This window comes from Pseudomonas sp. 05L36 (genome assembly GCF_056398125.1).
On sequence record NZ_JBFTOU010000011.1, the window covers coordinates 45,592 to 70,150 of the forward strand.

A 24,559-nucleotide genomic window follows, 5' to 3' on the forward strand; every position below is an offset into this window, starting at 1 on the left:
GCAAGCTCGCTCCTACAGTTGGCACCTCCAGATTGAAGAGAACCACCATGAGCCACCTGACCATCGTCCCCTTAAGCTCCGCCCTCGGTGCGCAAATCAGCGGCGTCGACATCAGCCAGCCACTGAACCTGGAGCAGCGCGATGCCATCGAACAGGCCCTGCTCAAGCATCAGGTCCTGTTCTTTCGCGAGCAGCCGATCACGCCACAGCAACAGGCGCGATTCGCCGCGAATTTCGGCGACCTGCACATTCATCCGATCTACCCCAATGTGCCAGAACAACCAGAGGTACTGATCCTCGACACCGCCGTCACCGACGTACGCGATAACGCGATCTGGCACACCGACGTGACCTTCCTGCCGACCCCGGCCATGGGCGCGGTACTCAGCGCCAAGTTGCTGCCGGCGTTTGGCGGCGACACGTTGTGGGCCAGCGGGATCGCGGCGTATGAAGCCCTGTCGGCGCCGATGAAAACCTTGCTCGAAGGGCTGACTGCCACCCACGATTTCACTCGTTCATTCCCGCTGGAGCGCTATGGCAACACGCCCGAGGCGCTGGTCCAGTGGGAAGAGGCACGACGCAAGAATCCGCCGTTGTCGCACCCGGTGATCCGCACGCACCCGGTGAGTGGGCGCCGCTCGCTGTTCGTCAACGAAGGTTTCACTTCGAAGATCAACGAACTGTCGGAAACCGAGAGCGAGGCGATTCTGAAGTTCCTGTTCGCCCATTCAACGCGGCCGGAGTTCACCATTCGCTGGCGCTGGCAGCAGGACGACATTGCGTTCTGGGACAACCGCGTGACCCAGCATTACGCGGTGGATGATTACCGGCCGGCGCGGCGGGTGATGCAGCGGGCGACGGTGTTGGGGGATGTGCCATTTTAAGATCAAAAGATCGCAGCCTTCGGCAGCTCCTACATTGACTGCGTTCGCCGCAAATATTACGGTCGAACATTGATCCTGTAGGAGCTGCCGAAGGCTGCGATCTTTTGCTTTTCAGGGTTATTCCGCCGTCGAAGGCTTCTCCCAAAGATTGACCCCACCCTCCCGGGCAAACCGGTCAATCTCCGCCAGTTCCTCTGCACTGAAGCTCAGGTTCTTCAACGCCCCGACGTTCTCGATGATCTGCTCCGGCCGGCTCGCGCCAATCAATGCCGACGTGACCCGTGGATCGCGCAGGGTCCAGGCCAGTGCCAGTTGCGCCAGGCTCTGGCCACGACGCCTGGCGATTTCGTTGAGTGCCCGCACTTGGGCAATGTTGGCCTCGGACAAATGCGATGCCTGCAACGAAGCACCGCCCGGACGGTTGACCCGCGCATCCGCCGGCACGCCGTTGAGGTACTTGTCGGTCAGCAAGCCCTGGGCCAGCGGGGTGAAGGCAATCACGCCGGTGCCGAGTTCGTCGGTGGTGTCCAGCAGGTCTTTTTCCACCCAGCGATTGAGCAGGTTGTAGGCCGGCTGGTGAATCAGCAGCGGCACTTTCCACTCTTTGAGCAACGCCGCCATTTCGCGGGTTTTCACCCCGGAGTAGGACGAGATTCCGATGTACAACGCCTTGCCCTGCTGCACCGCCGTGGCGAGTGCGCTGGCGGTTTCTTCCAGCGGGGTGTCCGGATCGAAACGGTGAGAATAGAAGATGTCGACGTAGTCCACGCCCAGGCGTTGCAGGCTCTGGTCAAGGCTGGCCAGCACGTACTTGCGCGAACCACCGCCCTGACCGTAAGGGCCGGGCCACATGTCCCAACCAGCCTTGCTGGAAATGATCAGCTCGTCGCGGTACTGCTTGAAGTCTTCACGCAGTAAACGGCCGAAGTTGATCTCGGCGCTGCCGTACGGCGGGCCGTAGTTGTTGGCCAGGTCGAAGTGGTTGATGCCCAGGTCGAACGCCGTGCGCAGCAATGCGCGCTGGGTATCGATCGGCGTGCTGTCGCCGAAGTTGTGCCACAGTCCCAGGGACAGCGCCGGCAACACCAGACCGCTGCGGCCTACGCGGCGGTAAGGGATGGAGTCGTAGCGGTTTTCGGCAGCGGTGTAAGTCATCGAATCCTCTCTTGTCGGTCTTGAATCTGGTATCGACTGCTTCGCCAGTCGTCCAGCATACGCCCGCACGGACGCCAAAAAACCTGGGATTCGACTAAATGCTGAAACGTTTCACAGAAAATTAATCTGCCCGGAGAATTGAACAAAACAGCGACAGGCTTGCGTGATCCGGGTCGACAGGAACAAAGTCGCCGAAGCAACGAAGAAGCGATAGCTATCGCAAGGATGGAGCAAGCCATGCACACCACGATCATCATCACCTTCGGCCTGGTCCTGCTCGCGATGATGCTGTTCATCGGCGAGAAACTCGGCTTCAGCCGTCAGACACTCACCTACAGTTTCGTGATCCTGTGGCTGGCGTTGACAGTGATCAACGGCGCCATCGGCGTGGTGACCGCCGGACAGGCGTTGAGTACGGAACTGGGGATCGGCACGATGGTGTTCAGCATTCCGGTGGCGGCGCTGGTGTTGTTCATGGTGCTGAGCGCCGAGACCTGAAAAGCCCCGGCGCCCTGCCCGCGATCAACGCACCAGATGCAGGAACTGCATGTGCCGTTCGTACTGGTCGAGGATGTCGTTGATGATCTGCTCCTTGGTGTAACCCACCAGATCGTAGTTTTGGCTGCCCTCGCTCAAATGCACTTCGGCGCGGTAGTAACGACGGTTGTTGAGTTCCTTGGAACCCATGCCACCCCGGGCAAACGACGGCGTAAAGTAGCCGCGCATTTGCACCTGGTAGATAAATGGATGTTCGTCACCGTGACCGATTTCCAGGCTGACGCTGTCGTTGACCGGTTCTGGATGCGTGATGACCTTGAGGCCCTTCTCGATGAATACCGCCGAGACCTCTTCAATCGCCGGGCGCACCGTCGTATCGAGGAAGCGATAGACCTCATCCCGCGACGGGAAATGCACCGCCTGGCTCAAACGCTGACGCCAGCCGCCCCGCCGTGATCCGGACACCGGTGCCAGTGAATGCATCTGTGCAATCTGCTTCTGCGATTCCAGATAAAACGCTTTGTGCAGCCCCCACATCATCAACAGCAGAATCAACGAGAACGGCAGAGAGGTCAGGACCACCGCCGACTTCAACGCATCGATGCTGCCGGAAAACAGCAAAGCACTGGTCACCAGTGCGGTCATCGCCCCCCAGAACACCCGCAGCCATTTCGGCCCGTCTTCATCCGGGTTGCCGCCCTTGGCGGACAGCGTCGAGAGCACCACGGTGCCGGAGTCGGCGGAGGTGACGAAGAACACGAAGCTGATGAACACCGTGACCGCGATGACGGTTTTGCTCCACGGGTAGGTTTCCAGCAGCAGATAGAGCGTCATCGACGGATTGTCGATGGCCGACATGCCGAGCGCGCTCATGCCGTGGTTGAGTACTTGATCGATGGCGCTGTTGCCGAAAATCGACATCCACGCCAGGGTGAAGCCGAGCGGGATCAGCAGCACGCCGAAGACGAATTCGCGAATGGTCCGGCCACGGGAAATCCGTGCGATGAACAGGCCCACGAACGGCGACCATGCGATCCACCAGGCCCAGTAGAACACCGTCCAGCCGCCCAGCCAGTCGCTGGGTTTGCCGTAGGCGTACAGATCAAAACTCTTCATCGGCAAGGCGCCGAGATAGTCGCCGACGTTCTGGATCAGCGTGTTGAGCAAGTGCTGCGTGGGGCCGGCGAACAACACGAACAGCAACAGCGCACAGGCCAGCAGCATGTTGATGTCGGACATCACTCGCACCCCCTTGTCGACGCCGGATACGGCAACGATGATCGCTGCACCCATCATCAAGGTGATCAGGCCGACCTGAATCCATTGGGTATGGGCGATGCCGAACAGGTAGTCGAGACCCGAGTTGAGGTGCAACACGCCGAAGCCCATGTCGGCGCCGAGGCCGAACACCGTGGCGATGATGCCGAAGCCGTCCACCGCGTAACCTATCGGGCCGTTGATGCGCTTGCCGATCAACGGATACAGCGCCGAACGCAGGGCCAGTGGCAGGTTATGCCGGTAGGCAAAGTAAGCCAGCGCCATGCCGACAAAGGCGAACACGCCCCAGCCATGCAGGCCCCAGTGCAGAAACAGAATCTGCATCGCCTGGCGCGCCGCCTCCGCCGTACCGGCCTCGCCTTGGGGCGGTTGCAGCATGTGGGTCAGCGGCTCGGACACACAGAAGAAAAATAGAGTGATGCTGATCCCGGCGGCGAACAGCATGCCGGCCCAGGACAGGTAACTGAATTCGGGTTCGTCGTGGTCGGCACCGAGCTTGATCTTGCCGTAGCCGGACAAGGCGGTGACCACCACGAAGACCAGATACAGGGTCATCGCCAGCAGGTAATACCAGCCGACCGTGTTGGCCGCCCAGTTTTGCGCCGCCAGCAACCAGGCACCGGCCTGCTCTGGCATGGCGATGACAACGACACCAAACAACAGGATGAAACTCGCCGAGAACCAGAACACCGGCGGATTCATGCGGATCAAGCCGCTTGGAGGGATGGACGATGCACTCACGTTCGGTGCACCTCGGAGGGGAAAATCGTGGCTGTAGAAATCGGACTCAGCAAAGGCAAGCCTCCTGTTGTGAGCGGGCAGCGAACCGCCGGTTTAACTTGAATGAACGTTCAAGTTAAACATGGATAGGGGGCTAAGGACTAATCGCAGGGCTCGGCGGTAGCTTTCCTACACTAGCTTAAGGAAGGGGATGAGGCGGGATTTGGGGGGTTCTGTAGGAGCTGCCGCAGGCTGCGATCTTTTGACTTTTGCGGTGCACTTGAAAAGATCGCAGCCTCGTTTCACTCGACAGCTCCTACAGCCAGCGAAAACTATCTCTCACCAAAAAGCCGGGGCATTACTTCTGCGCCCCATCATCCAACTGCAGATTCGCCTGGGTCAGGTTGCTGCCCGCCGGCACGCTACGGGTTAGCCAGACATTGCCACCGATGGTCGAACCCTGACCGATGGTGATCCGGCCAAGAATCGTCGCCCCGGCATAAATCACCACGTCATTCTCGACAATCGGATGCCGTGGCTGGCCCTTCTGCAACTGACCGTCTTCGTCCGCCGGGAAGCGCTTGGCGCCCAAAGTCACCGCCTGATAAATCCGCACGCGCTCGCCGATGATCGCGGTTTCGCCGATCACCACGCCGGTACCGTGGTCGATAAAGAAACTGCGGCCGATCTGCGCGCCGGGGTGAATGTCGATGCCGGTGGCCGAGTGGGCTATTTCCGCGCTGATCCGCGCCAGCAACGGCAGCCCGGCACGGTACAAATGGTGGGCCAGCCGGTGGTGAATCACCGCCAGAATCCCCGGGTAGCACAACAGCACTTCATCGACACTGCGGGCCGCCGGGTCACCGTGATAGGCCGCGAGCACGTCGGTGTCCAACAGGCTGCGCAACCCAGGCAAAGCGAGGGCGAAGTCCTGAATGATCTGGATGGTTTTGGCTTCGACCTCGGTATCGGCCTGGGCGCTGTGGCGCGCGGCGTAGCGCAATTCGAGTCGCGCCTGGGCCAACAGCGCATTCAGCGCCACATCCAGCGTATGACCGACGTAGAAGTCTTCACTCTCCTCACGCAAGTCCACCGGCCCCAGGCGCATCGGGAACAGCGCGCCGCACAGGGCTTCGAGAATCTCTGCCATGGCCGCCCGGGAGGGCAGTTCGCGACCGCCCTGCTCGCCGCTGGCCCGGCCGTTTTGTGCACGCCACTGCTCACGTGCCGTGCGCAGCTGACTGACGATGGTCTGCAATTGCCAATGGCTGGAACGCTCACTCACGGTAAAAACTCCTCACGGGCGACCGGACTGTCTGGCCGCACTGACGGCGATTACTTTACGGCAAGGGTCACGAGGCAAATTAAGAACCAATAGTGCTGTGCTCAGTTCGATTGGCTATAAGCGATTGACGGTTGCCCAGGCTTTGGGGCCTGCCTATAGTCCTGAGATCTTCCACGGCCAGTACGGACCCATGATCAAACAACAACTCGCCCGCTTTAACCGCCTCGACCTGCTCGGTCAGCCCACCGCCCTGGAAAAACTCGAACGCCTGTCGACCTGGTTGGGCCGCGACGTGTACGTCAAGCGCGATGACCTGACGCCGCTGGCGATGGGCGGCAACAAGCTGCGCAAACTCGAGTATCTGGCCGCCGATGCCTTGGCCCAGGGTGCCGACACCTTGATCACCGCCGGCGCGTTGCAATCGAACCATGTACGCCAGACGGCCGCCATTGCCGCCAAGTTGGGTCTGGGCTGCGTAGCCCTTCTGGAAAACCCTCTCGGCACTAACGACAGCAATTACACCGGCAACGGCAACCGCCTGCTGCTTGACCTGTTCGATGCCAAGGTCGAATTGGTGGAAAACCTCGACAACGCCGACGAACAACTGCAAGCCCTGGCTGGCCGACTGCGCAGCAACGGCAAGAAGCCCTATCTGGTGCCGATCGGTGGTTCAAATGCGCTGGGCGCCCTGGGCTACGTGCGCGCCGGGCTGGAACTGGCCGAACAGATCAAGGACACCGGCCTGAAGTTCGCCGCCGTGGTCCTGGCCTCGGGCAGCGCCGGTACCCACAGCGGCCTGGCACTGGCCTTGAGTGAAGCACTGCCGGATCTGCCAGTGATCGGCGTGACGGTTTCGCGCAGCGATGAAGATCAGCGGCCAAAGGTTCAAGGCCTGGCCGAACGCACCGCCGAGCTGCTGGGCGTGAACCTGCCGGACGCTTTCAAAGTCGAGTTGTGGGACGAGTATTTCGCCCCGCGTTATGGCGAACCGAACGCAGGGACACTGGCGGCGGTGAAGCTGCTGGCAGGTCAGGAAGGCTTGCTGCTGGACCCGGTCTACACTGGCAAGGCCATGGCGGGGTTGCTGGATGGGATCGGGCGTCAGCGTTTCGACGAAGGCCCGATTATCTTCCTGCACACCGGTGGGGCGCCGGCGTTGTTTGCCTATAAAGATTTTCTGTAGGCGATTCAGAAGATCAAAAGGTCGCAGCCTGCGGCAGCTCCTACATGGATCGGCATGCACCTGTAGGAGCTGCCGCAGGCTGCGATCTTTTCCTATGGCACCGAATATTCAATTAACGAATAACAAATAGAATATTTATTATTTTATTATCTAACTGTGTCGTCTTATAGTCACGCCGCAGGCGAATTTGCAAGGAGACGCATAAGCTGCATTAAGGCAGGATATTGCAGTCGTCCGAATCCCGAATTTGCCAACTTTCCTTAAGCGTCTTCCATAAGAAAACACAGGGGCTTGTCATGAATTTTTCCGCACTACGTCGCAATCTGCTGGTGGGCTCGCTGGGCCTGGCACTGAGCGCCGGCCTGATTGGCCAGGCGGTTGCCGGTGAGCAACTGCAAAAAATCAAAGACGCTGGCGTGATCAACGTTGGCCTGGAAGGCACCTACCCACCGTTCAGTTTCGTCGACGCCGACGGCAAACTGACCGGCTTCGAAGTCGAGTTCTCCGAAGCCCTGGCCAAAGAGCTGGGTGTCAAAGTCAAACTGCAACCGACCAAATGGGACGGCATCCTCGCGGCCCTGGAATCCAAGCGCCTGGACGCAGTGATCAACCAGGTAACCATCTCCGAAGAGCGCAAGAAGAAGTATGACTTCTCCGAGCCCTACACCGTTTCCGGTATTCAGGCACTGGTGCTGACGAAGAAGGCCGCCGAGCTGAACATCAAGTCCGCCGCCGACCTGTCTGGCAAGAAAGTCGGCGTAGGCCTGGGCACCAACTACGAAGAGTGGGTGAAAGCCAATGTCCCAACCGCTGACATCCGCACCTACGAAGATGATCCGACCAAGTTCCAGGACCTGCGTGTCGGCCGTATCGACGCCATTCTGATCGACCGCCTCGCCGCGCTGGAATACGCCAAGAAGGCCAAGGACACCACCGCCGCCGGTGATGCGTTCTCCCGTCAGGAAGCCGGCATTGCCCTGCGCAAAGGCGAGCCTGAACTGCTGGCCGCGGTGAACAAGGCAATCGATAAGCTGCGCGCCGATGGCACCCTGAAAAAGCTCTCGGAAAAATACTTCAACGCAGACGTCACTCAGTAATGGGAGAAGCTTTCCAACTCGCACTGGACTCCGCGCCCTTTCTGCTCAAGGGCGCGTATTACACGGTCATCCTCAGCCTGGGCGGGATGTGCTTCGGCCTGGTGATGGGCTTTGGCCTGGCGCTGATGCGCCTGTCGCGTTTCAAACTGGTGAGCTGGATCGCCCGCATCTACGTGTCGTTCTTTCGCGGCACGCCGTTGCTGGTGCAACTGTTCGTGATCTATTACGGCTTGCCGCAATTGGGTCTGGAACTGGATCCGCTGCCGGCGGCCCTGATCGGCTTCTCGCTGAACATGGCCGCCTACGCCTGTGAAATCCTGCGTGCCGCGATCAGTTCCATCGAGCGTGGCCAGTGGGAAGCGGCTGCCAGTATCGGCATGACCCGCGCGCAGACCCTGCGCCGGGCCATCCTGCCGCAGGCGATGCGCACCGCATTGCCGCCGCTGGGCAACAGCTTCATTTCGCTGGTCAAGGACACCGCGCTGGCCGCCACCATCCAGGTGCCGGAACTGTTCCGCCAGGCACAGCTGATCACCGCCCGCACCTTCGAAATCTTCACCATGTATCTTGCCGCCGCACTGATCTACTGGGTCCTGGCCACGGTGCTTTCGCACCTGCAGAACCAGTTGGAAGCGCGGGTCAATCGGCACGACCAGGAGTCCTGACCCAATGATTGTCGTGGAAAAACTGACAAAGCAGTTCAAGGGTCAAGTCGTGCTCAACGGCATCGATCTTGAGGTCAAGGAAGGCGAGGTGGTCGCGATCATCGGCCCTAGCGGTTCGGGCAAGACCACCTTCCTGCGCTGCCTGAACTTTCTGGAAGAACCCACCAGCGGCCGGATCAAGGTCGGCGATATCGAGGTCGATACCAGCCGTCCCCTGAACCAGCAGCAGAGCCTGGTGCGGCGTTTGCGCCAGCATGTGGGCTTCGTGTTCCAGAACTTCAACCTGTTCCCCCATCGCACCGCTCTGGAAAACGTTATCGAAGGCCCGATCATCGTCAAGAAGATCCCGCACGCCGATGCCGTTGCCCTGGGTAAAAAGCTGTTGGCCAAGGTTGGCCTGGCGGGCAAGGAAGACGCTTACCCGCGTCGCCTCTCCGGTGGCCAGCAACAGCGCGTGGCGATTGCCCGGGCGCTGGCGATGGAACCGGAAGTGATCCTGTTCGATGAACCGACCTCGGCCCTCGACCCGGAGCTGGTGGGTGAGGTATTGGCGACCATCCGCGGCCTGGCCGAAGAGAAGCGCACCATGGTGATCGTCACCCACGAAATGGGCTTTGCCCGGGACGTGGCCAACCGTGTGGTGTTTTTCGACAAGGGTGTGATCGTCGAGCAAGGCGAAGCGAAGGCGTTGTTTGCCAACCCGAAAGAAGAACGAACCAAACAGTTCCTTAGCAAGTTCCTGAATAACGCTCACAACTAATAATCCTGCGCAACAGCGGTAATCTTCCACGGATGGAAGTTACCAACCCCTTCGAAATACGCGCCATTAATATCAAACTAAACCAATCTACTCGAGATGCATATCTTGTGCGCGCACGCGGCACATACATATGCATCTCAACAATTAAACAGTGCCAATCCAATCAGATCACCCATCGCAAGACAGTGCTTGCGACTTGCACAAACCCGCCCGTATTTCCCCGATTTCAGCGGATAAATTCGACGCAACGGCGTGGTTTACTTACTTGGGAGCGTAGGAACTTTCTGAATAGCACCACACACCACCCACAACTAACAAATCTTATTGACACCTGATCTTCCTGGCTCTTATCTAGCCTCCAGCCAGCGACACTCATCACGTTTGAATCATTATTTAAACTCAAAGTAATGAATGGTTTTTCTGTTCGATTATTGGTTTTTGATATTCCAGAAACGGACTTCGTTGCAAGACTTCAAGGAGACTTCATGAACAGCACCTCGAACAAATCCGGGCTTGTGGCCCCAACCCTGGCGCAATCCAACAAGACCGGCATCAACGTCACTTGCGCGGCGCACCTGCTGATCGAGGTCGCGCCCTACCCCGCCATGGACGAAGGCGACCTGATTGAACTGTTCTGGGACAACTGCTACGTGGCCTCCCGCGTGCTGACGGCCAGCGATGTCGGCCAACCGGTGCAGCTGCGGGTGCCTGAAAGTTTTGTCGCCAACGGTACCTCGTGCATTCACTACCGGGTCATGCAGGTTGGCAGGGGCCCGGCGATATCGGCCAGCCGCAACGTGCAGATCAAACTCGACTGCCCAGGCGGCCAACCCTCCGCGCTGTGCGGCGATGAAAACCAGTGCCTGGCACCGGTGGGCATTCCCGAGGCGATTCGCCGTCAGGGGGTCAATCCGAGCCAGGTCAAACGCGGTGTTCCCTTGACCATCCAGCCGTACCTGAACATGGCCGTCGACGACGAAATCACCCTGCGCTGGGGTGATGTGCGCATGGATCTGCCACGGCTCAAGTCCGCCGATGTGGGCCAGCCGATTCAGGTCTGGATACCGCCGGCCATCATCCTCGAAGCCGGCGAAGATCTGCGGCTGGAAGTGACGTACTGCATTCTCGACAGGGTGGGCAACAACTCCCGCTGGGCGCCGGCTCGGGTGCTGAAGATCGGTTGTGCCAATTCTTATCTGAAAGTCCTTCCGAAAAAAGTGCTCAAGGCTGCCGAATCCCGCAAGCAATGAGTCCTGGCTTGAAATCAAAGGATCGCAGCCTGCGGCAGCTCCTACGCGCATCGTCGTCAACCCTGTAGGAGCTGCCGCAGGCTGCGATCTTTTGACCTTCTATGCATATTCCTAAAAGTTAGTTCATAAAATATTTATACGCGTTTAGGGTATATACACCGGACCACCGGACATCCTTGTTTTCATGCGCCGCCACAAGCAGCGCTTCCATAAGATGTGAGGTAGGTATGGTCCGGAACACAATCACCCCAGTGCAGATCGCCAGGGCATTGCGTGCAGCCAAGGAGCGGCACTGATGTCCAGTCTGGCAGATGCAATCGTCCAGAGTGACCTGGACATCGCCCCGCTGTTGTTGCCCGCAAAAGTCTTGCGCAATGACGCTCAAGCCATCAAGGCGGCCCACGAACTGGCGCAGCTCGCCCGCCTGCAAGCAGCCAAACGTGACCGGCAGCGCAAGCTGCCGTGGGCGGAAATCGAAGAGTTCACCCGCAGCGGCCTGGGCAGCATTTCCATCCCCCGCGAGTACGGTGGCCCGCAGGTTTCGTTCGTCACCCTGGCCGAGGTTTTCGCGATCATTTCCGCGGCCGATCCGGCGCTTGGGCAGATCCCGCAAAACCAGTTCGGCATTCTTAACCTGATACTCGGCAGCGCCACCGAAGCGCAGAAAGGACAACTGTTCAAAAGTGTCCTTGATGGCTGGCGCATCGGTAATGCCGGGCCGGAACGCGGCACCAAAAATACCCTGGAGCTGAAGGCGCGCATCACCGCTGACGGCGTCCTCAATGGCCAGAAGTTTTATTCCACTGGCGCACTGTTCGCCCATTGGGTCGCGGTCAAGGCGTTGAACGATGACGGCAAGCAAGTGCTGGCATTCATCCGTCGCGGCACACCGGGATTGCGCATCGTCGATGACTGGTCCGGTTTTGGTCAGCGCACCACCGCCAGCGGCACGATTTTGCTTAACAACGTGCAGGTCGATCCCGAACTGGTGGTGGATAACTGGCGGATCAACGACACGCCGAACATTCAGGGTGCCGTCTCGCAACTGATTCAAGCAGCCATCGACGCCGGTATCGCCCGAGGCGCCATCGACGACGCCATCGACTTCGTGAAAACCCGCGCCCGGCCGTGGATCGACGCCAAGGTCGAGCGAGCCAGCGATGACCTGTACGTGATCGCCGATATCGGCAAGTTGAAAATCGAACTGCACGCTGCCGAAGCGCTGCTGCGCAAAGCAGGGCAAGTACTCGATGACGTCAGCGCCGCACCATTCACCGCCGAGTCTGCCGCCCGCGCCTCGATTGCCGTGGCCGAAGCCAAAGTGCTGACCACCGAGATCTCGTTGCTGGCCAGCGAAAAGCTGCTCGAACTGGCCGGCAGCCGCGCGACCCTCGCCGAATTCAACCTCGACCGCCACTGGCGCAACGCCCGGGTGCACACCCTGCACGACCCGGTGCGCTGGAAGTATCACGCGGTTGGCGCCTATCGCCTCAATAGCACGCTGCCTAATCGCCATTCCTGGATCTGACGACCAGACATCTGGAGAAACACATGACAAGTTCTCAGCACGTCGCGGTCATTACCAGCGATGAACAAGCCCTGATCGTCGCCAGCGACCTGGCCGAAGACTTCAAACGCGACAGCGCCACACGCGACCGCGAGCGCCGTTTGCCACATCCGGAACTGGAGGTTTTTTCCCGCTCGGGTCTTTGGGGCATCAGCGTGCCAAAGGAATACGGCGGCGCCGGTGTATCCAACGTGACCCTGGCCAAAGTCATCGCTCTGATTGCCCGGGCCGATGGCTCCCTGGGGCAGATCCCGCAGAACCATTTCTATGCACTCGAAGTACTGCGGGTGAACGGCAGCCACGAGCAGAAGCAACGCCTGTACGCCGAAGTCTTGGCCGGCCAGCGCTTCGGCAATGCGTTGGCCGAACTCGGCACCAAAACCGCACACGATCGCGTCACCAGCCTGACTCGCGACGCCAGCGGCTATCGCATCAATGGTCGCAAGTTCTACGCCACCGGCGCGATCTACGCCCAGCGCATTCCCACCTCGGTGGTGGATGAAAACGGCGTGCAGCAACTGGCGTTCGTCCCGCGCAACAGCAAGGGCCTGACGGTGATCGACGACTGGAGCGGCTTCGGCCAGCGCACCACCGGCAGCGGTTCGGTGGTGTTCGAAGATGTCTTTGTTGCCGCCGAAGATGTGATCCCCTTTCAAAGCGCTTTCGAGCGCCCGACTCCGGTCGGTCCGCTGGCGCAGATACTTCATGCCGCCATCGACACCGGCATCGCCCGCGCCGCGTATGAAGATGCGCTGCACTTCGTGCGCACCAAAACCCGGCCGTGGATCGACGCCACCCACGAAAAAGCCACGGATGATCCACTGACCCTCAAGAGCTTCGGCCACCTGAGCATTCGCCTGCACGCCGCCGAGGCGCTGCTGGAACGTGCCGGTGAATACCTCGACAAGGCCCAGGCCGACACGAACGCCGAGACTGTCGCTGCCGCCTCGATTGCCGTCGCCGAAGCCCGCGCCCTCAGCACAGAAATCTCCCTGGCCGCCGGCAGCACGCTGTTCGAACTGGCCGGCAGCCAGGCGACCCTGATCGAACACGGCCTCGACCGCCACTGGCGCAACGCCCGGGTGCACACTCTGCACGACCCGGTGCGCTGGAAGTACCACGCCGTCGGCAATTACTACCTCAACGATGAAAACCCGCCACTGCGGGGGACCATCTGATGGCCAAGAAGAAAATTCTGCTGAATGCCTTCAACATGAATTGCATCGGGCACATCAACCACGGTTTGTGGGCGCACCCGCGCGACACATCCACCCGCTACAACACGATCGAATACTGGACCGAACTGGCGCAGTTGCTGGAGCGCGGGTTGTTCGACGGCCTGTTCATCGCCGACATCGTCGGGGTCTACGACGTCTACCAGAACTCGGTGGACGTGCCGCTGAAAGAGTCGATCCAGTTGCCGGTCAACGATCCGCTGCTGCTGGTTTCAGCGATGGCGGCAGTGACGAAAAACCTCGGCTTCGGCCTGACCGCCAACCTCACCTACGAAGCGCCGTACCTGTTCGCCCGCCGCCTGTCGACCCTGGATCACCTGAGCCGTGGGCGGGTCGGCTGGAACATCGTCACCGGCTACCTCGACAGCGCCGCCAAGGCCATGGGCCTGAGCGAACAGGTCGAGCATGACCGCCGCTACGACCAGGCCGACGAGTACCTGGAGGTGCTCTACAAACTCCTGGAAGGCAGTTGGGAAAACGGCGCGGTGCTCAACGATCCGCAACAGCGGATCTACGCGCAGCCGGACAAAGTGCACAAGGTCGAGCACAAGGGCGAGTTCTATCAGGTCGACGGTTATCACCTCTGTGAGCCTTCGCCGCAGCGCACGCCGGTACTGTTCCAGGCCGGCAGCTCGGATCGCGGTTTGCTGTTCGCCGGGCGACATGCCGAGTGCGTGTTCATCAGTGGTCAGACCAAGGCATCGACCAAGGCGCAGGTGGACAAGGTGCGCGCCAGTGCCGTCGAAGCCGGGCGCAATCCCGAGGACATCAAAGTGTTCATGGGCCTGAACGTGATCGTTGGCGCCACCGAAGAGCTGGCCTGGGCCAAGCACGCCGAATACCTGAGCTACGCCAGTGCAGAGGCCGGCGTGGCGCACTTTTCGGCGTCCACCGGGATCGATTTTTCTCAATATGAAATCGACGAGCCGATCCAGTACGTGAAGAGCAACGCCATCCAGTCCGCCACCAAACACCTGCAAAACAACGACTGGACTCGGCGCAAATTGCTGGAGCAGCACGCTCTCGGCGGTCGTTACATCACCGTGGTTGGCTCGCCTGAGCAGGTAGCCGATGAACTGGAATCGTGGATCGCCGAGACGGGTCTGGATGGCTTCAACCTGACCCGCATTGTTACGCCGGAAAGCTATGTGGATTTCATTGATTTGGTGATTCCCGAGTTGCAACGGCGGGGCTCGTACAAGACCGCGTACGACAGCGGCACCTTGCGCGAAAAGCTGTTTCAGCGGGAGGCGCATTTGCCTGAGCAACATACCGGCTCGACCTATCGCCGCTAAAAAGCTTCGCTGGCAAGCCAGCTCCTACAGGGGATCGCAGGCCCTTGTAGGAGCTGGCTTGCCAGCGAAGAGGCCCGACCAAACACCACAAATTCTATGCACTGACTGGATTACTCATCATGAAAAAGCACTACCTCTTCCACCCAGTCAAAGCACTGGCCCTGGCCCTCGGTCTGTTCAGCTCGGTGACCTTCGCCGCCGACGCTCCCCTGAAAATTGGCACCACCGCCGCTTTCGCCATTCCCCTTGAAGCAGCTGTCGAAGAGGCCTCCAAACAAGGACTGAAAGTCGAACTGGTGGAGTTCACCGACTGGATCGCGCCGAACGTCAGCCTCGCCGCTGGCGACATCGACGTGAACTACTTCCAGCACATCCCGTTCCTGGAAAACGCCAAGGCTGCGTCAGGGTTCGACCTGGTGCCATTCGCGCCGGGGATCATCAACAACGTCGGCCTCTACTCGAAGAAATACAAAAGCTTCGACGAACTGCCGCAAGGCGCCAGCGTGGCCATCGCCAACGATCCGATCAACAGTGGGCGCGGCTTGCAGCTGCTGGCCAAGGCTGGCCTGATCACCCTCAAGCCCGGCGTCGGCTACAAGGCCACCGAAGAAGACATCATCGCCAACCCGAAGCACATCAAGATCCTCCAGGTCGAAGCCGTGCAACTGGTGCGCGCCTATGACGACGCCGATCTGGTGCAGGGCTACCCGGCCTACATTCGCTTGTCGAAAACCTTCGACGCGGGCTCCGCGCTGCTGTTCGACGGCCTCGATCACAAAGAGTACGTGATTCAGTTCGTGATCCAGCCAAAGAGCAAAACCGACCCGCGCCTGATCAAGTTCGTCGACATCTACCAGCACTCGCCCGCTGTGCGCGCCGCGTTGGATAAAGCCCACGGCAAGCTCTATCAAGCCGGCTGGGAAAGCTGAGCATGACCGCCGCCTTCCAACGGCGACTGGAGATTCCAGAGCCTCAACGTGCTGAACAAACCGAGCTGCATCCCGAGCTCAATCGTGCCCATGTTCGATTCATTGGCCTGGGTAAAACCTACAACGGCCAGCAAGGCCCGGTGGCCGCGTTGCACGGCATCGACCTGGCGATCCAGCGCGGCGAAGTGTTCGGCATCATCGGCCGCAGCGGCGCCGGCAAGTCGTCGCTGATCCGCACCATCAACCGCCTGGAACAACCGAGCAGCGGTCGGGTGCTGATCGATCAGGTCGACATCGGCGAGTTCGACGAAGACCGCCTGGTGGCGCTGCGTCGGCGCATCGGCATGATCTTCCAACACTTCAACTTGATGTCGGCCAAGACCGTTTGGCAGAACGTCGAGTTGCCGTTGAAAGTCGCTGGCGTGCCCAAGGAACAACGGGAGCAGAAGGTCCGTGAACTGCTGGAACTGGTTGGCTTGCAGGCCAAACACCAGGCCTATCCGGCGCAGTTGTCCGGCGGGCAGAAACAGCGCGTGGGCATTGCCAGGGCGCTGGTGCATGACCCGGAGATTCTGCTGTGCGATGAGGCCACCTCGGCGCTGGACCCCGAGACCACGCAATCGATCCTCGGCCTGCTGCGCGAGATCAATCAACGCCTGGGGCTGACCATTGTGCTGATCACCCACGAGATGGCGGTGATCCGTGAGATCTGTGATCGCGTGGTCGTGCTCGAACACGGGCGCATCGTCGAGCAGGGACCGGTCTGGGAAGTGTTCGGCAATCCACAGCATGAGGTCAGCAAGACATTGCTGGCGCCGTTGCAACACGCATTGCCCAAAGAGCTGCAAAGCCGTTTGCAGGCGCAGCCAACATCCTCGGACGCCGCCGTGGTCCTGCGCTTGCAGTTCACCGGCAGTCAACGCGATGAACCGGACCTGGCGGCACTGTTCAGCGCCCTCGGAGGCCGTGTGCGATTGCTCCAAGGCGGCGTGGAACGGATTCAGGGTCATGCCCTGGGGCAACTACTGCTGGCGGTGACAGGCTCACCCCTCGCTGCCGAAGAGTTGCGTCAGCGCGCCAGCCAATGGGCGCAACAAGTGGAGGTACTGGGTTATGTGGTTTGATCGCTTGCTACAGGGTTTCATCGACACGTTCTTGATGGTCGGCGTGTCGTCGTTGATCGCGCTGTTGGCGGGCATTCCGCTGGCGGTGATCCTGGTCACCAGTTCCAAGGGCGGCATCTACGAAGCCCCGGCGCTGAACCGCGCACTGGGCGCGTTCGTGAACCTGTTTCGCTCGGTTCCGTTTCTGATTTTGATGGTGGCGTTGATTCCGTTCACGCGGTTGATCGTGGGCACCACTTACGGTGTATGGGCGGCCGTAGTGCCGCTGACCATCGCGGCTACGCCGTTCTTTGCACGCATTGCCGAGGTCAGCTTGCGCGAGGTCGATCATGGATTGATCGAAGCGGCGCAGGCGATGGGCTGCAGGCGCTGGCACATCGTTTGGCATGTGTTGTTGCCTGAGGCACTGCCGGGGATTGTCGGCGGGTTCACCATCACCTTGGTGACCATGATCAACTCATCAGCCATGGCCGGGGCGATTGGCGCCGGTGGGCTGGGGGACATTGCCTATCGGTATGGGTATCAGCGCTTTGATAGCCAGATCATGTTGACGGTGATTGTGTTGCTGGTGGCGGTGGTGGCGGTGATTCAGTTGGGTGGGGATCGGTTGGCGCGGGGGTTGAATAAGCGCTAGCCCTGTAGGAGCGAGCCTGCTCGCGATGGAGGTCAACGATAACGCGGGAAACCAGATTCCCCGTGGCGCCCTCAGGTTTTTCGCGAGCAAGCTCGCTCCTACACGAGTGGCGATCTTGATGATATTTCTTACAGGAAAATCAGCGGTTTTGCAGGCCTGTTCCCTTTCTTTTGCAGGACATTTCCTAGATCATTTCGCTCGCTTGCGCCTGCCGAATCCGGTGGCTAGTCTCGGTCCGTCACTGCTCATCAGTGATCGGGTTTAGTCGCCCGGATCCGCGTCGGGCGCACAGCGTCACCTTTTGTCAGGTGTTTTTTATTGCCTGAATTTTATGGTGGCTGTGCGCAGGGCACCCTCGTGGTGCGCCGGTTTTGCCTGGCGGCCGGTCGACTAACCTGTGTGCAGCCGCCACCCCCTGTTCGTTTAGTCGCGATATCGGTTGGCTCCAACTTATGCTCAGGAGTTTTACCAATGAAGAAACCCGTTCCCGACCCACCACCCGAAACCCCCACCAACGAAACCGTCACTGAAGACCTGCTCAGAGACCGCTCAGCACTCTACCGCGCCATTGATTTCCACCTCACCGGCAAACAACCCACACCACCCGATGAAATGCGCTTCTACAACGTCAGCAAAGACGTGAGTTTTGAAGACACCCAACTCTATGTCGCCGACCTGCTGCGCTGTGCTTCGGTCACGGCGTATCAGTGTGGCGATCAACTCAAAGGCGCCGACCGGGCGATGGTGTACTCGATCTGGCATTTGCTGGAGATTGCCAAGGCGATGGTGGATCACTCCATTGAGTGTTTGGGGATGAAGAAGGACTGAGCCAAGATCAAAAGATCGCAGCCTGCGGCAGCTCCTACAGAATTTACGTCCGGCTCAGGCTCTGTAGGAGCTGCCGCAGGCTGCGATCTTTCAAAGCGCGAAAGCGCTTATAGTCAACCCATCTCCTTTTTCCTGCGCAGCCGACCATGAAGCAAACACCCGACGACCTCGAACAGATCACCTCCACGACCCTGGGCCACTACAACTCGACGGCCGAAAGTTTCCGAGAAGGCACCCGCGATCACGACGTCAGCCAGAACATCGATGCCCTGCTGCGGCACATTCAGCGCGAAGCGCCTTTCGACATTCTCGACTTCGGCTGCGGGCCGGGACGTGATCTGCAGACATTCACCCGTATGGGCCACAAGGCGGTCGGCCTCGACGGTTCGGAAAAATTCGCGCAGATGGCCCGTGAGGACAGCGGTTGCGAGGTGTGGCAGCAAGACTTCTTGAAGCTTGATCTGCCAGCCGAGCGTTTCGACGGGATTTTTGCCAACGCGGTGCTGTTTCATGTTCCGCGTCAGGAATTACCGCGGGTGTTGAAACAGTTGTGGGGAGCGCTGAAACCGGGTGGGGTGTTGTTCAGTTCCAATCCCCGTGGCGAGAATCAGGAAGGCTGGAACGGGCCGCGTTATGGGTCGTATCACGACCTGGCGGCCTGGCAGCAATTGTTGATCGAGGCGGGGTTTGTGGAGCTGGAGCATTACTACCGGCCGGCAGGGCTGCCGCGGGAGCAGCAGCCCTGGTTGGCGAGTGTCTGGCGGCGCGCTGACTAAAGCGCAAATCAAAAGATCGCAGCCTTCGGCAGCTCCTACACCCACCTACTGTAGGAGCTGCCGAAGGCTGCGATCTTTTGTTTTTGTTGCCGCGGGCAAGCCCGCTCTCAAAGGGTTCAGCGCAATCCCTGTGGGAGCGAGCTTGCTCGCGATGAGCGCGATGCGCTCGCTTTTTAAACAGCCTCTTTCTTCGGCTCGCGAATCTTGTACCAGGCCACATACAGCGCCGGCAAAAACAGCAGCGTCAGCAAGGTGGCGATGACGATCCCGCCGATCATTGCGTAGGCCATCGGCCCCCAGAACACTTCCCGGGCAATCGGGATCATCCCCAGGCTCGCGGCGGCTGCCGTCAGCAGGATCGGCCGGCGTCGGTGTTCAGTGGCCTCGACCACCGCGTCCCACGGCTCATAGCCTTTATTCTCGTACTCATCGATCTGGGTCACCAGAATCACCGAGTTACGGATGATGATACCGATCAGCGCCAGAATCCCCAGGATCGCCACGAAGCCCATTGGCGTTCCGGTTGGCACCAACGCCAGCACCACGCCGATCAAGCCCAGTGGCGCGACGCTGGCGACCAGGAACATCTTCTGCACGCTGTGCAACTGGATCATCAGGAACGTGGCCATCAAGAACAGCATCAACGGCACAACCTTGGCAATCGGCCCTTGGGCCTTGCCGCTCTCCTCCACTGTACCGCCGGTGGCGACCTTGTACCCGGGCGGCAGCTTGGCGGCAAAGGCATCGATGGACGGCTTGAGGATTTTCACCAGGTCCGTCGGCTGGATCTCGTCGCGTATCGCCGCCTTGATGGTGATGGTCGGCAGGCGATCGCGACGCCACACCAGCGGCTGCTCCAGTTCGTAGCGCACGGTGGCGAACGCCAGCAGCGGAATCGAGGTGCCGCTCGGCGTGACGATTTGCAGGTTTTGAAGGGTTTCCGGCGTACCACGTTCGGAGTCCACTGCACGACCGACCACGTTGATCAGGTAGATGTCGTCGTCGACCTGGGTCACCGCCTGGCCACTGACGATGCCGTTCATCAGGTTGGCCACATCCTCGGAAGACAACCCCAACTGCCGCGCCTTGTCCTGGGCGATGTCGATGCGCAGGACTTTGCCCGGTTCGTTCCAGTCGTAGATGATCTCGCCAACGTGCGGGTTCTTGTCCAGCTCGGTGGCCAGGTCGATGGCATGGCGGCGCACCTGATCGACGTCTTTGCCGCTGACCCGGTACTGGATCGGACGCCCTACCGGCGGGCCCATTTCCAGTGCCTGGACATAACTGCCGATGCCGACGAAGTCGTTGCGCAAGCGCTCGCGAAGCTTCTGCATCATGGCCTCGCGGGTATGGCCTTTGCTGACGATCACCAACTGCGCGTAGAACGGGTTTTGCAGTTGTTGGTCCAGTGGCAGATAGAAACGGATCGCGCCCTGACCGACATAGGTGCTCCAGCGCACGATGTCCGGATCGTCCTTGAGCGTGGCCTCGAGTCGATCGACAGCCCGGCGGGTTTCGTCGAGCGAGGCGTTTTGCGGCAGGTTCAGGTCCACCAGGATTTCCGGACGATCCGAAGACGGGAAGAACTGGTTCTGCACGTAGCGCATGCTGAACAGCGCCAGTACAAAGCACAGCACCGTGATGCCAATGGCCCACCAGCGATTGCGCATGCACCACAGCAGCCCGCCGTTGAAGGCCTTGCCGATGCGCCCGGGTTCGCCTTCGTGGGGCTTCACGTTGGTGCTGAGGATGTGCACGCCGATCACCGGCGCAAACAGCACCGCCACCACCCACGACACCAGCATCGCACAGGCAATCACCGCAAACAGGGTGTAGGTGTATTCACCGGCGGAGCTGGCGTTCAAGCCGATCGGCACGAAGCCCGCCACCGTCACCAGCGTACCGGTGAGCATCGGGAACGCCGTGGAGGTGTAGGCGAAGGTCGCCGCCTGCTCCTTGGTCTCGCCCAATTCCAGACGCGTGACCATCATCTCCACGGTGATCATCGCGTCGTCCACCATCAGGCCGAGGGAAATGATCAGTGCGCCAAGGGAGATCCGCTGCATGGTAATACCGCTGTACTCCATGAACACGAAGACCAACGCCAGCACCAACGGGATCGAGCACGCCACCACCAGCCCGGCACGCACACCGAGGCTGATGAAGCTAACCACCAGCACGATGATCACCGCTTCGAACAGCGCACGGGTAAAGCCGCCGACGGCCTCTTCCACCACCACGGCCTGATCCGAGACGTTGTAGATGCCAACACCCACCGGCAGGTCGGCGGTCAGTTGTTCGATACGCTCGTGCAAGGCCTTGCCGAACGCCTGGACATTGCCACCCTTTTGCATGGCAATCGCCAGGCCGATGGCCTGTTTACCGTTGTAGCGGAATTCCGGCGAGGCCGGATCGACATAGCCGCGACTGATTTCGGCAATGTCGGCCAGACGATAGTAGCGGTCGTTGAGCTTGAGGTTGACCTCGGCCAGGTCTTTCTCCGAAGCGAACTTCCCGGAAGTGCGCACCGAGATTCGCTCCGGCCCGGCCTCGATGACACCTGCCGGGGTCACGGCGTTCTGGGTTTGCAGGCTCTGCACCACCTGACGCTGATCGATGCCCAGCGCGGCGAGTTTGCGCGTGGAGAAGTTCAGGTACAGCACTTCGTCCTGCTGGCCGACCATCTCGATCTTGCCCAGCCCCGGCACGCCGCGAATTTCCATGCGCGCCTGTTCCACGTAGTCGCGCAACTGACGCAGGGTCAGGCCGTCGGCGGTGAAGGCGTAGATCGAGCCGAAGACGTCACCGAACTCGTCGTTGAACGACGGCCCCTGTATGCCTTGCGGGAACTGGTATTTGATGTCGTTGATCTTCTTGCGCACCTGGTACCAGATTTCCGGGATGTCCTTGGCACTGGTGGTGTCGCGCAGGTACACGTACACCGTCGATTCGCCGGGGCGCGTGTAGCTTTTCACGTAGTCGAGGGAGTCGAGCTCTTCGAGCTTTTTCTCGATCCGGTCAGTGATCTGCTTGAGGGTTTCCTCCTGGGTCGCCCCCGGCCATTTGCTCTGGATCACCATGGTTTTGATGGTGAACGAAGGGTCTTCTTCGCGCCCCAGGTTGAAGTACGAGAACACACCCATCAGCAACGCAACGAACATCAGATACCAGATGAACGACTGATGCTTGAGGGCCCATTCCGAGAGGTTGAAAGGCCCTTTCATTGACTGTCCTCGTCGATTTTCACTTGTTGCCCCGGTTTGAGGCTGTTGACACCGGCACTGACCACTCGCTCGCCGTTCTTCACGCCGTCGGCCAGCACCACAGTGCTTTCGGTGCGGCTGATCACGGTGACGTCACGGGGAGAGACGGTTTTACTCTGTGCATCGATCACCCAGATGCGTGGCTTGCCATCGACCTCCTGCAGCGCGGTGAGCGGCAACTCGATGCGCGGCTTGATCGCCGAGCTCAGGGTGACGCTGATGGCCGTACCCAAGCGGAAGCCCTGTGGCGTTTCGGCCAGGGTCAGGCGGGCGCGACGGGTGCGTGTGGCGCTTTGAGCCTTGGGTTCGATTTCGCGGATGATGGCGGTGGTGTTGATGCTTGGATCAAGTTGCGCAGCAACCAGGAACACCACATCGCTGCGCAGTTGATCGACCAGGGTATCGGGCAGGTCGATCACCGCTTCCTTGATGTCCGGCTGCGCCAGGGTCACCACTTGCTGACCGGCCGTCACCACTTGCCCGGCCTCGGCGCTCCACGCGGTGACCACGGCTTTATGGTCGACACGCAACTCGGTGTAGCCCAGTTGGTCCTTGCTCTGGTTGACGGCTGCCCGGGCCTGATCGAGGGAGGCCTGGGTGGTTTTCAGGTCCGTGTTGGCCTCGTCGAGTTGTGCTTGCGCGCCGACCCCGCGGTCAAACAAGGCTTGCTGACGCTGGGCAGTGGCCTTGGCGTTGATCAGTTGCGCCTGGATTTTCGCCAGATCGCCCTGGGCCGAGCGCAATTGGTTCTGCTGATCTGAAGGATCGAGGGTGGCGAGCAATGTGCCCTTCTCGACTTCGGTGCCGACATCGACGTTACGACTGGCGATTCGCCCGCCCACGCGGAACCCGGTATTGCTTTCATAACGTGCCTGGATACTGCCGGCGAAGCGGCCCAGGTCCTCTTCGCTCAAGGCCTGGACCTTGATCGATAACACCGGCCGTACCGGCGCCGGCGGCGGTTCGCTCTTGGAACAGGCGCTCAGCACCAGCCCGATGGACAACGCCCATAAAGGCTTCATGGCTTTGCTCCCCACGTCAGGTCCTTGTAAGTGTTTTCGGCAATCTCGACTTCCATGTCCGGGTGCAACAGTTGCCCGCCCGCGATGATGACTTTGTCCCCGTCCTTCAACCCGCCACTGATGATGACCTTGCCCGTCAGGTAGCGGCTGACCGTCACCGAATGCAATTGCGCCTTGCCCTTGTCGTCGACAATCCAGACAGCAGGATTGCTGATGTTTTTGGTCAGCGCCGACCACGGCAACTCGATGACCGGCTTGCCCGATCCCCTGGCTGTGGCACTCACCACCGAACCCAACTGCATGCCGTCGGGCAGTTTGTCGAGGCCGACCTTGACCTGCACGGTTCCGGATTGCGCCGACACCGACGGGGTGATTTCGCGTACGGTGCCGGTGGTTTTGATCGCAGGGTTGTCGAGCAAGCTGAGGACAATGGTGTGATCTCTCGGCTTCTCGGCCAGCAGCGATTCATAGACATTGAACACCGCATCCCGGTCGCCGTCCCGGGCCAGGCTGAAGATCGGCATCGTCGCCTGCACCACCTGGCCGACTTCCGCCTGGCGCGCGGTAATGATCCCCGGCGCATCGGCAATCAGCGCCGTATAGCTCAACTGATCCCTGGCATTGGCCAACTGCGCCTGGGCCGCGCTCAGGGCGCTCTGGCTGCTGTGCAAGGCGGCCTGGGCCGAGTCATATTCGCTCTGGCTGGTGTAGCCCTTGGGCAAGAGTTTTTGCTGACGTACGAACGCCAGCTCGCTCTGCTTCACCCGCGCCTGTTCGGCGACCACTTGTGCCTGGGCCGAGTCGACATTGGTCTGCAGATCCTTGGGATCGAGCCGGGCGAGCACTTGCTTGGCGGTCACACGATCACCGACGTCAACCGAGCGCTGGATGATCTTGCCACCGACGCGGAAAGACAGCTCCGTCTGTACCCGCGCCTGGATATCACCGGTGAGGGTGACCGAGGCCGCGTAATCCGCTGGCTTGACGACCTGCACGAACACCCGTGGCAGGTATTCCTGTACGGGCTTTTTCTCCTCGCAAGCCGTTAGCAGGGTGACGACACTCAAGGCCATGACTACTTTCAATCCGGGAACCGCCATGCAAACTCCTT

At 60.2% G+C, this 24,559-nt stretch carries 21 protein-coding genes; 15 read left to right on the forward strand and 6 right to left on the reverse strand.

Going from position 1 to position 24,559, the window contains the following annotated elements; genetic code table 11:
* The first annotated feature begins 47 nt into the window (after positions 1-47).
* Positions 48-884 carry a taurine dioxygenase gene (gene tauD / locus AC1DKH_RS14245; protein ID WP_477763763.1) on the forward strand — a complete coding sequence of 279 codons (837 nt, stop codon included), beginning with the start codon at positions 48-50 and terminating at the stop codon, positions 882-884.
* A 117-nt stretch (positions 885-1,001) separates the two neighbouring features.
* Here the strand turns inward: tauD and mgrA are convergent, their stop codons facing one another.
* Positions 1,002-2,039 (reverse strand): L-glyceraldehyde 3-phosphate reductase, encoded by a 1,038-nt coding sequence (gene mgrA, locus AC1DKH_RS14250; protein ID WP_477798474.1) that lies wholly within the window; start codon positions 2,037-2,039, stop codon positions 1,002-1,004.
* Positions 2,040-2,276: 237 nt separating this feature from the next.
* Between mgrA and AC1DKH_RS14255 the strand changes: the two genes are divergently transcribed.
* On the forward strand, positions 2,277-2,537 hold the full coding sequence (locus AC1DKH_RS14255) for a hypothetical protein (protein ID WP_477753108.1): 261 nt from the start codon (positions 2,277-2,279) through the stop codon (positions 2,535-2,537).
* Between the two features lie 24 nt (positions 2,538-2,561).
* Here AC1DKH_RS14255 and betT read toward each other — a convergent pair whose 3' ends face one another.
* Both betT and epsC read right to left on the reverse strand, forming a co-directional pair.
* Positions 2,562-4,517 (reverse strand): choline transporter BetT, encoded by a 1,956-nt coding sequence (betT, locus tag AC1DKH_RS14260; protein ID WP_477798518.1) that lies wholly within the window; start codon positions 4,515-4,517, stop codon positions 2,562-2,564.
* Positions 4,518-4,893: 376 nt separating this feature from the next.
* On the reverse strand, positions 4,894-5,820 hold the full coding sequence (epsC, locus tag AC1DKH_RS14265; protein WP_477753107.1) for a serine O-acetyltransferase EpsC: 927 nt from the start codon (positions 5,818-5,820) through the stop codon (positions 4,894-4,896).
* A 190-nt stretch (positions 5,821-6,010) separates the two neighbouring features.
* Here epsC and AC1DKH_RS14270 point away from each other — a divergent pair, with 190 nt between their 5' ends.
* From AC1DKH_RS14270 to AC1DKH_RS14330, 13 genes are all read left to right on the forward strand, one after another.
* The gene (locus AC1DKH_RS14270) at positions 6,011-7,003 is read left to right on the forward strand and encodes a D-cysteine desulfhydrase (protein ID WP_477753106.1); all 993 of its coding nucleotides are present in this window, start codon (positions 6,011-6,013) and stop codon (positions 7,001-7,003) included.
* A 296-nt stretch (positions 7,004-7,299) separates the two neighbouring features.
* On the forward strand, positions 7,300-8,100 hold the full coding sequence (gene tcyJ / locus AC1DKH_RS14275; protein WP_223457337.1) for a cystine ABC transporter substrate-binding protein: 801 nt from the start codon (positions 7,300-7,302) through the stop codon (positions 8,098-8,100).
* Entirely contained in the window at positions 8,100-8,765 is a 666-nt protein-coding gene (gene tcyL, locus AC1DKH_RS14280; protein ID WP_477798475.1) for a cystine ABC transporter permease, read from the forward strand. The genes tcyJ and tcyL overlap by 1 nt, the downstream gene beginning before the upstream one ends.
* Positions 8,766-8,769: 4 nt before the next feature.
* Complete coding sequence (gene tcyN, locus AC1DKH_RS14285) at positions 8,770-9,525, forward strand: L-cystine ABC transporter ATP-binding protein TcyN (protein WP_477753105.1); 756 nt, start codon at positions 8,770-8,772, stop codon at positions 9,523-9,525.
* Between the two features lie 485 nt (positions 9,526-10,010).
* Positions 10,011-10,775, forward strand: a complete 765-nt coding sequence (locus AC1DKH_RS14290; RefSeq protein ID WP_477798476.1) for a hypothetical protein — start codon at positions 10,011-10,013, stop codon at positions 10,773-10,775.
* Between the two features lie 295 nt (positions 10,776-11,070).
* Entirely contained in the window at positions 11,071-12,303 is a 1,233-nt protein-coding gene (locus AC1DKH_RS14295) for an SfnB family sulfur acquisition oxidoreductase (protein ID WP_477798477.1), read from the forward strand.
* A 23-nt stretch (positions 12,304-12,326) separates the two neighbouring features.
* On the forward strand, positions 12,327-13,520 hold the full coding sequence (locus AC1DKH_RS14300) for an SfnB family sulfur acquisition oxidoreductase (protein ID WP_477753102.1): 1,194 nt from the start codon (positions 12,327-12,329) through the stop codon (positions 13,518-13,520).
* Complete coding sequence (locus AC1DKH_RS14305) at positions 13,520-14,872, forward strand: LLM class flavin-dependent oxidoreductase (RefSeq protein ID WP_477798478.1); 1,353 nt, start codon at positions 13,520-13,522, stop codon at positions 14,870-14,872. Before AC1DKH_RS14300 ends, AC1DKH_RS14305 begins: the two co-directional genes overlap by 1 nt.
* A gap of 119 nt (positions 14,873-14,991) precedes the next feature.
* Entirely contained in the window at positions 14,992-15,801 is an 810-nt protein-coding gene (locus tag AC1DKH_RS14310; protein WP_477753100.1) for a MetQ/NlpA family ABC transporter substrate-binding protein, read from the forward strand.
* 2 nt (positions 15,802-15,803) lie between these two features.
* On the forward strand, positions 15,804-16,925 hold the full coding sequence (locus AC1DKH_RS14315) for a methionine ABC transporter ATP-binding protein (RefSeq protein ID WP_477798479.1): 1,122 nt from the start codon (positions 15,804-15,806) through the stop codon (positions 16,923-16,925).
* Positions 16,915-17,559, forward strand: a complete 645-nt coding sequence (locus AC1DKH_RS14320) for a methionine ABC transporter permease (RefSeq protein ID WP_477798480.1) — start codon at positions 16,915-16,917, stop codon at positions 17,557-17,559. The genes AC1DKH_RS14315 and AC1DKH_RS14320 overlap by 11 nt, the downstream gene beginning before the upstream one ends.
* Positions 17,560-18,030: 471 nt before the next feature.
* On the forward strand, positions 18,031-18,387 hold the full coding sequence (locus AC1DKH_RS14325) for a DUF6124 family protein (protein ID WP_477798481.1): 357 nt from the start codon (positions 18,031-18,033) through the stop codon (positions 18,385-18,387).
* A gap of 146 nt (positions 18,388-18,533) precedes the next feature.
* Positions 18,534-19,163 carry a class I SAM-dependent methyltransferase gene (locus AC1DKH_RS14330; protein ID WP_477798482.1) on the forward strand — a complete coding sequence of 210 codons (630 nt, stop codon included), beginning with the start codon at positions 18,534-18,536 and terminating at the stop codon, positions 19,161-19,163.
* A gap of 173 nt (positions 19,164-19,336) precedes the next feature.
* Here the strand turns inward: AC1DKH_RS14330 and AC1DKH_RS14335 are convergent, their stop codons facing one another.
* The 3 genes from AC1DKH_RS14335 to AC1DKH_RS14345 are packed head-to-tail and all read right to left on the reverse strand — an operon-like array spanning position 19,337 to position 24,548.
* The gene (locus AC1DKH_RS14335) at positions 19,337-22,387 is read right to left on the reverse strand and encodes an efflux RND transporter permease subunit (RefSeq protein WP_477798483.1); all 3,051 of its coding nucleotides are present in this window, start codon (positions 22,385-22,387) and stop codon (positions 19,337-19,339) included.
* On the reverse strand, positions 22,384-23,448 hold the full coding sequence (locus AC1DKH_RS14340) for an efflux RND transporter periplasmic adaptor subunit (RefSeq protein ID WP_477798484.1): 1,065 nt from the start codon (positions 23,446-23,448) through the stop codon (positions 22,384-22,386). The genes AC1DKH_RS14335 and AC1DKH_RS14340 overlap by 4 nt, the downstream gene beginning before the upstream one ends.
* Positions 23,445-24,548, reverse strand: a complete 1,104-nt coding sequence (locus AC1DKH_RS14345; protein WP_477798485.1) for an efflux RND transporter periplasmic adaptor subunit — start codon at positions 24,546-24,548, stop codon at positions 23,445-23,447. Before AC1DKH_RS14345 ends, AC1DKH_RS14340 begins: the two co-directional genes overlap by 4 nt.
* Positions 24,549-24,559: the final 11 nt, after the last annotated feature.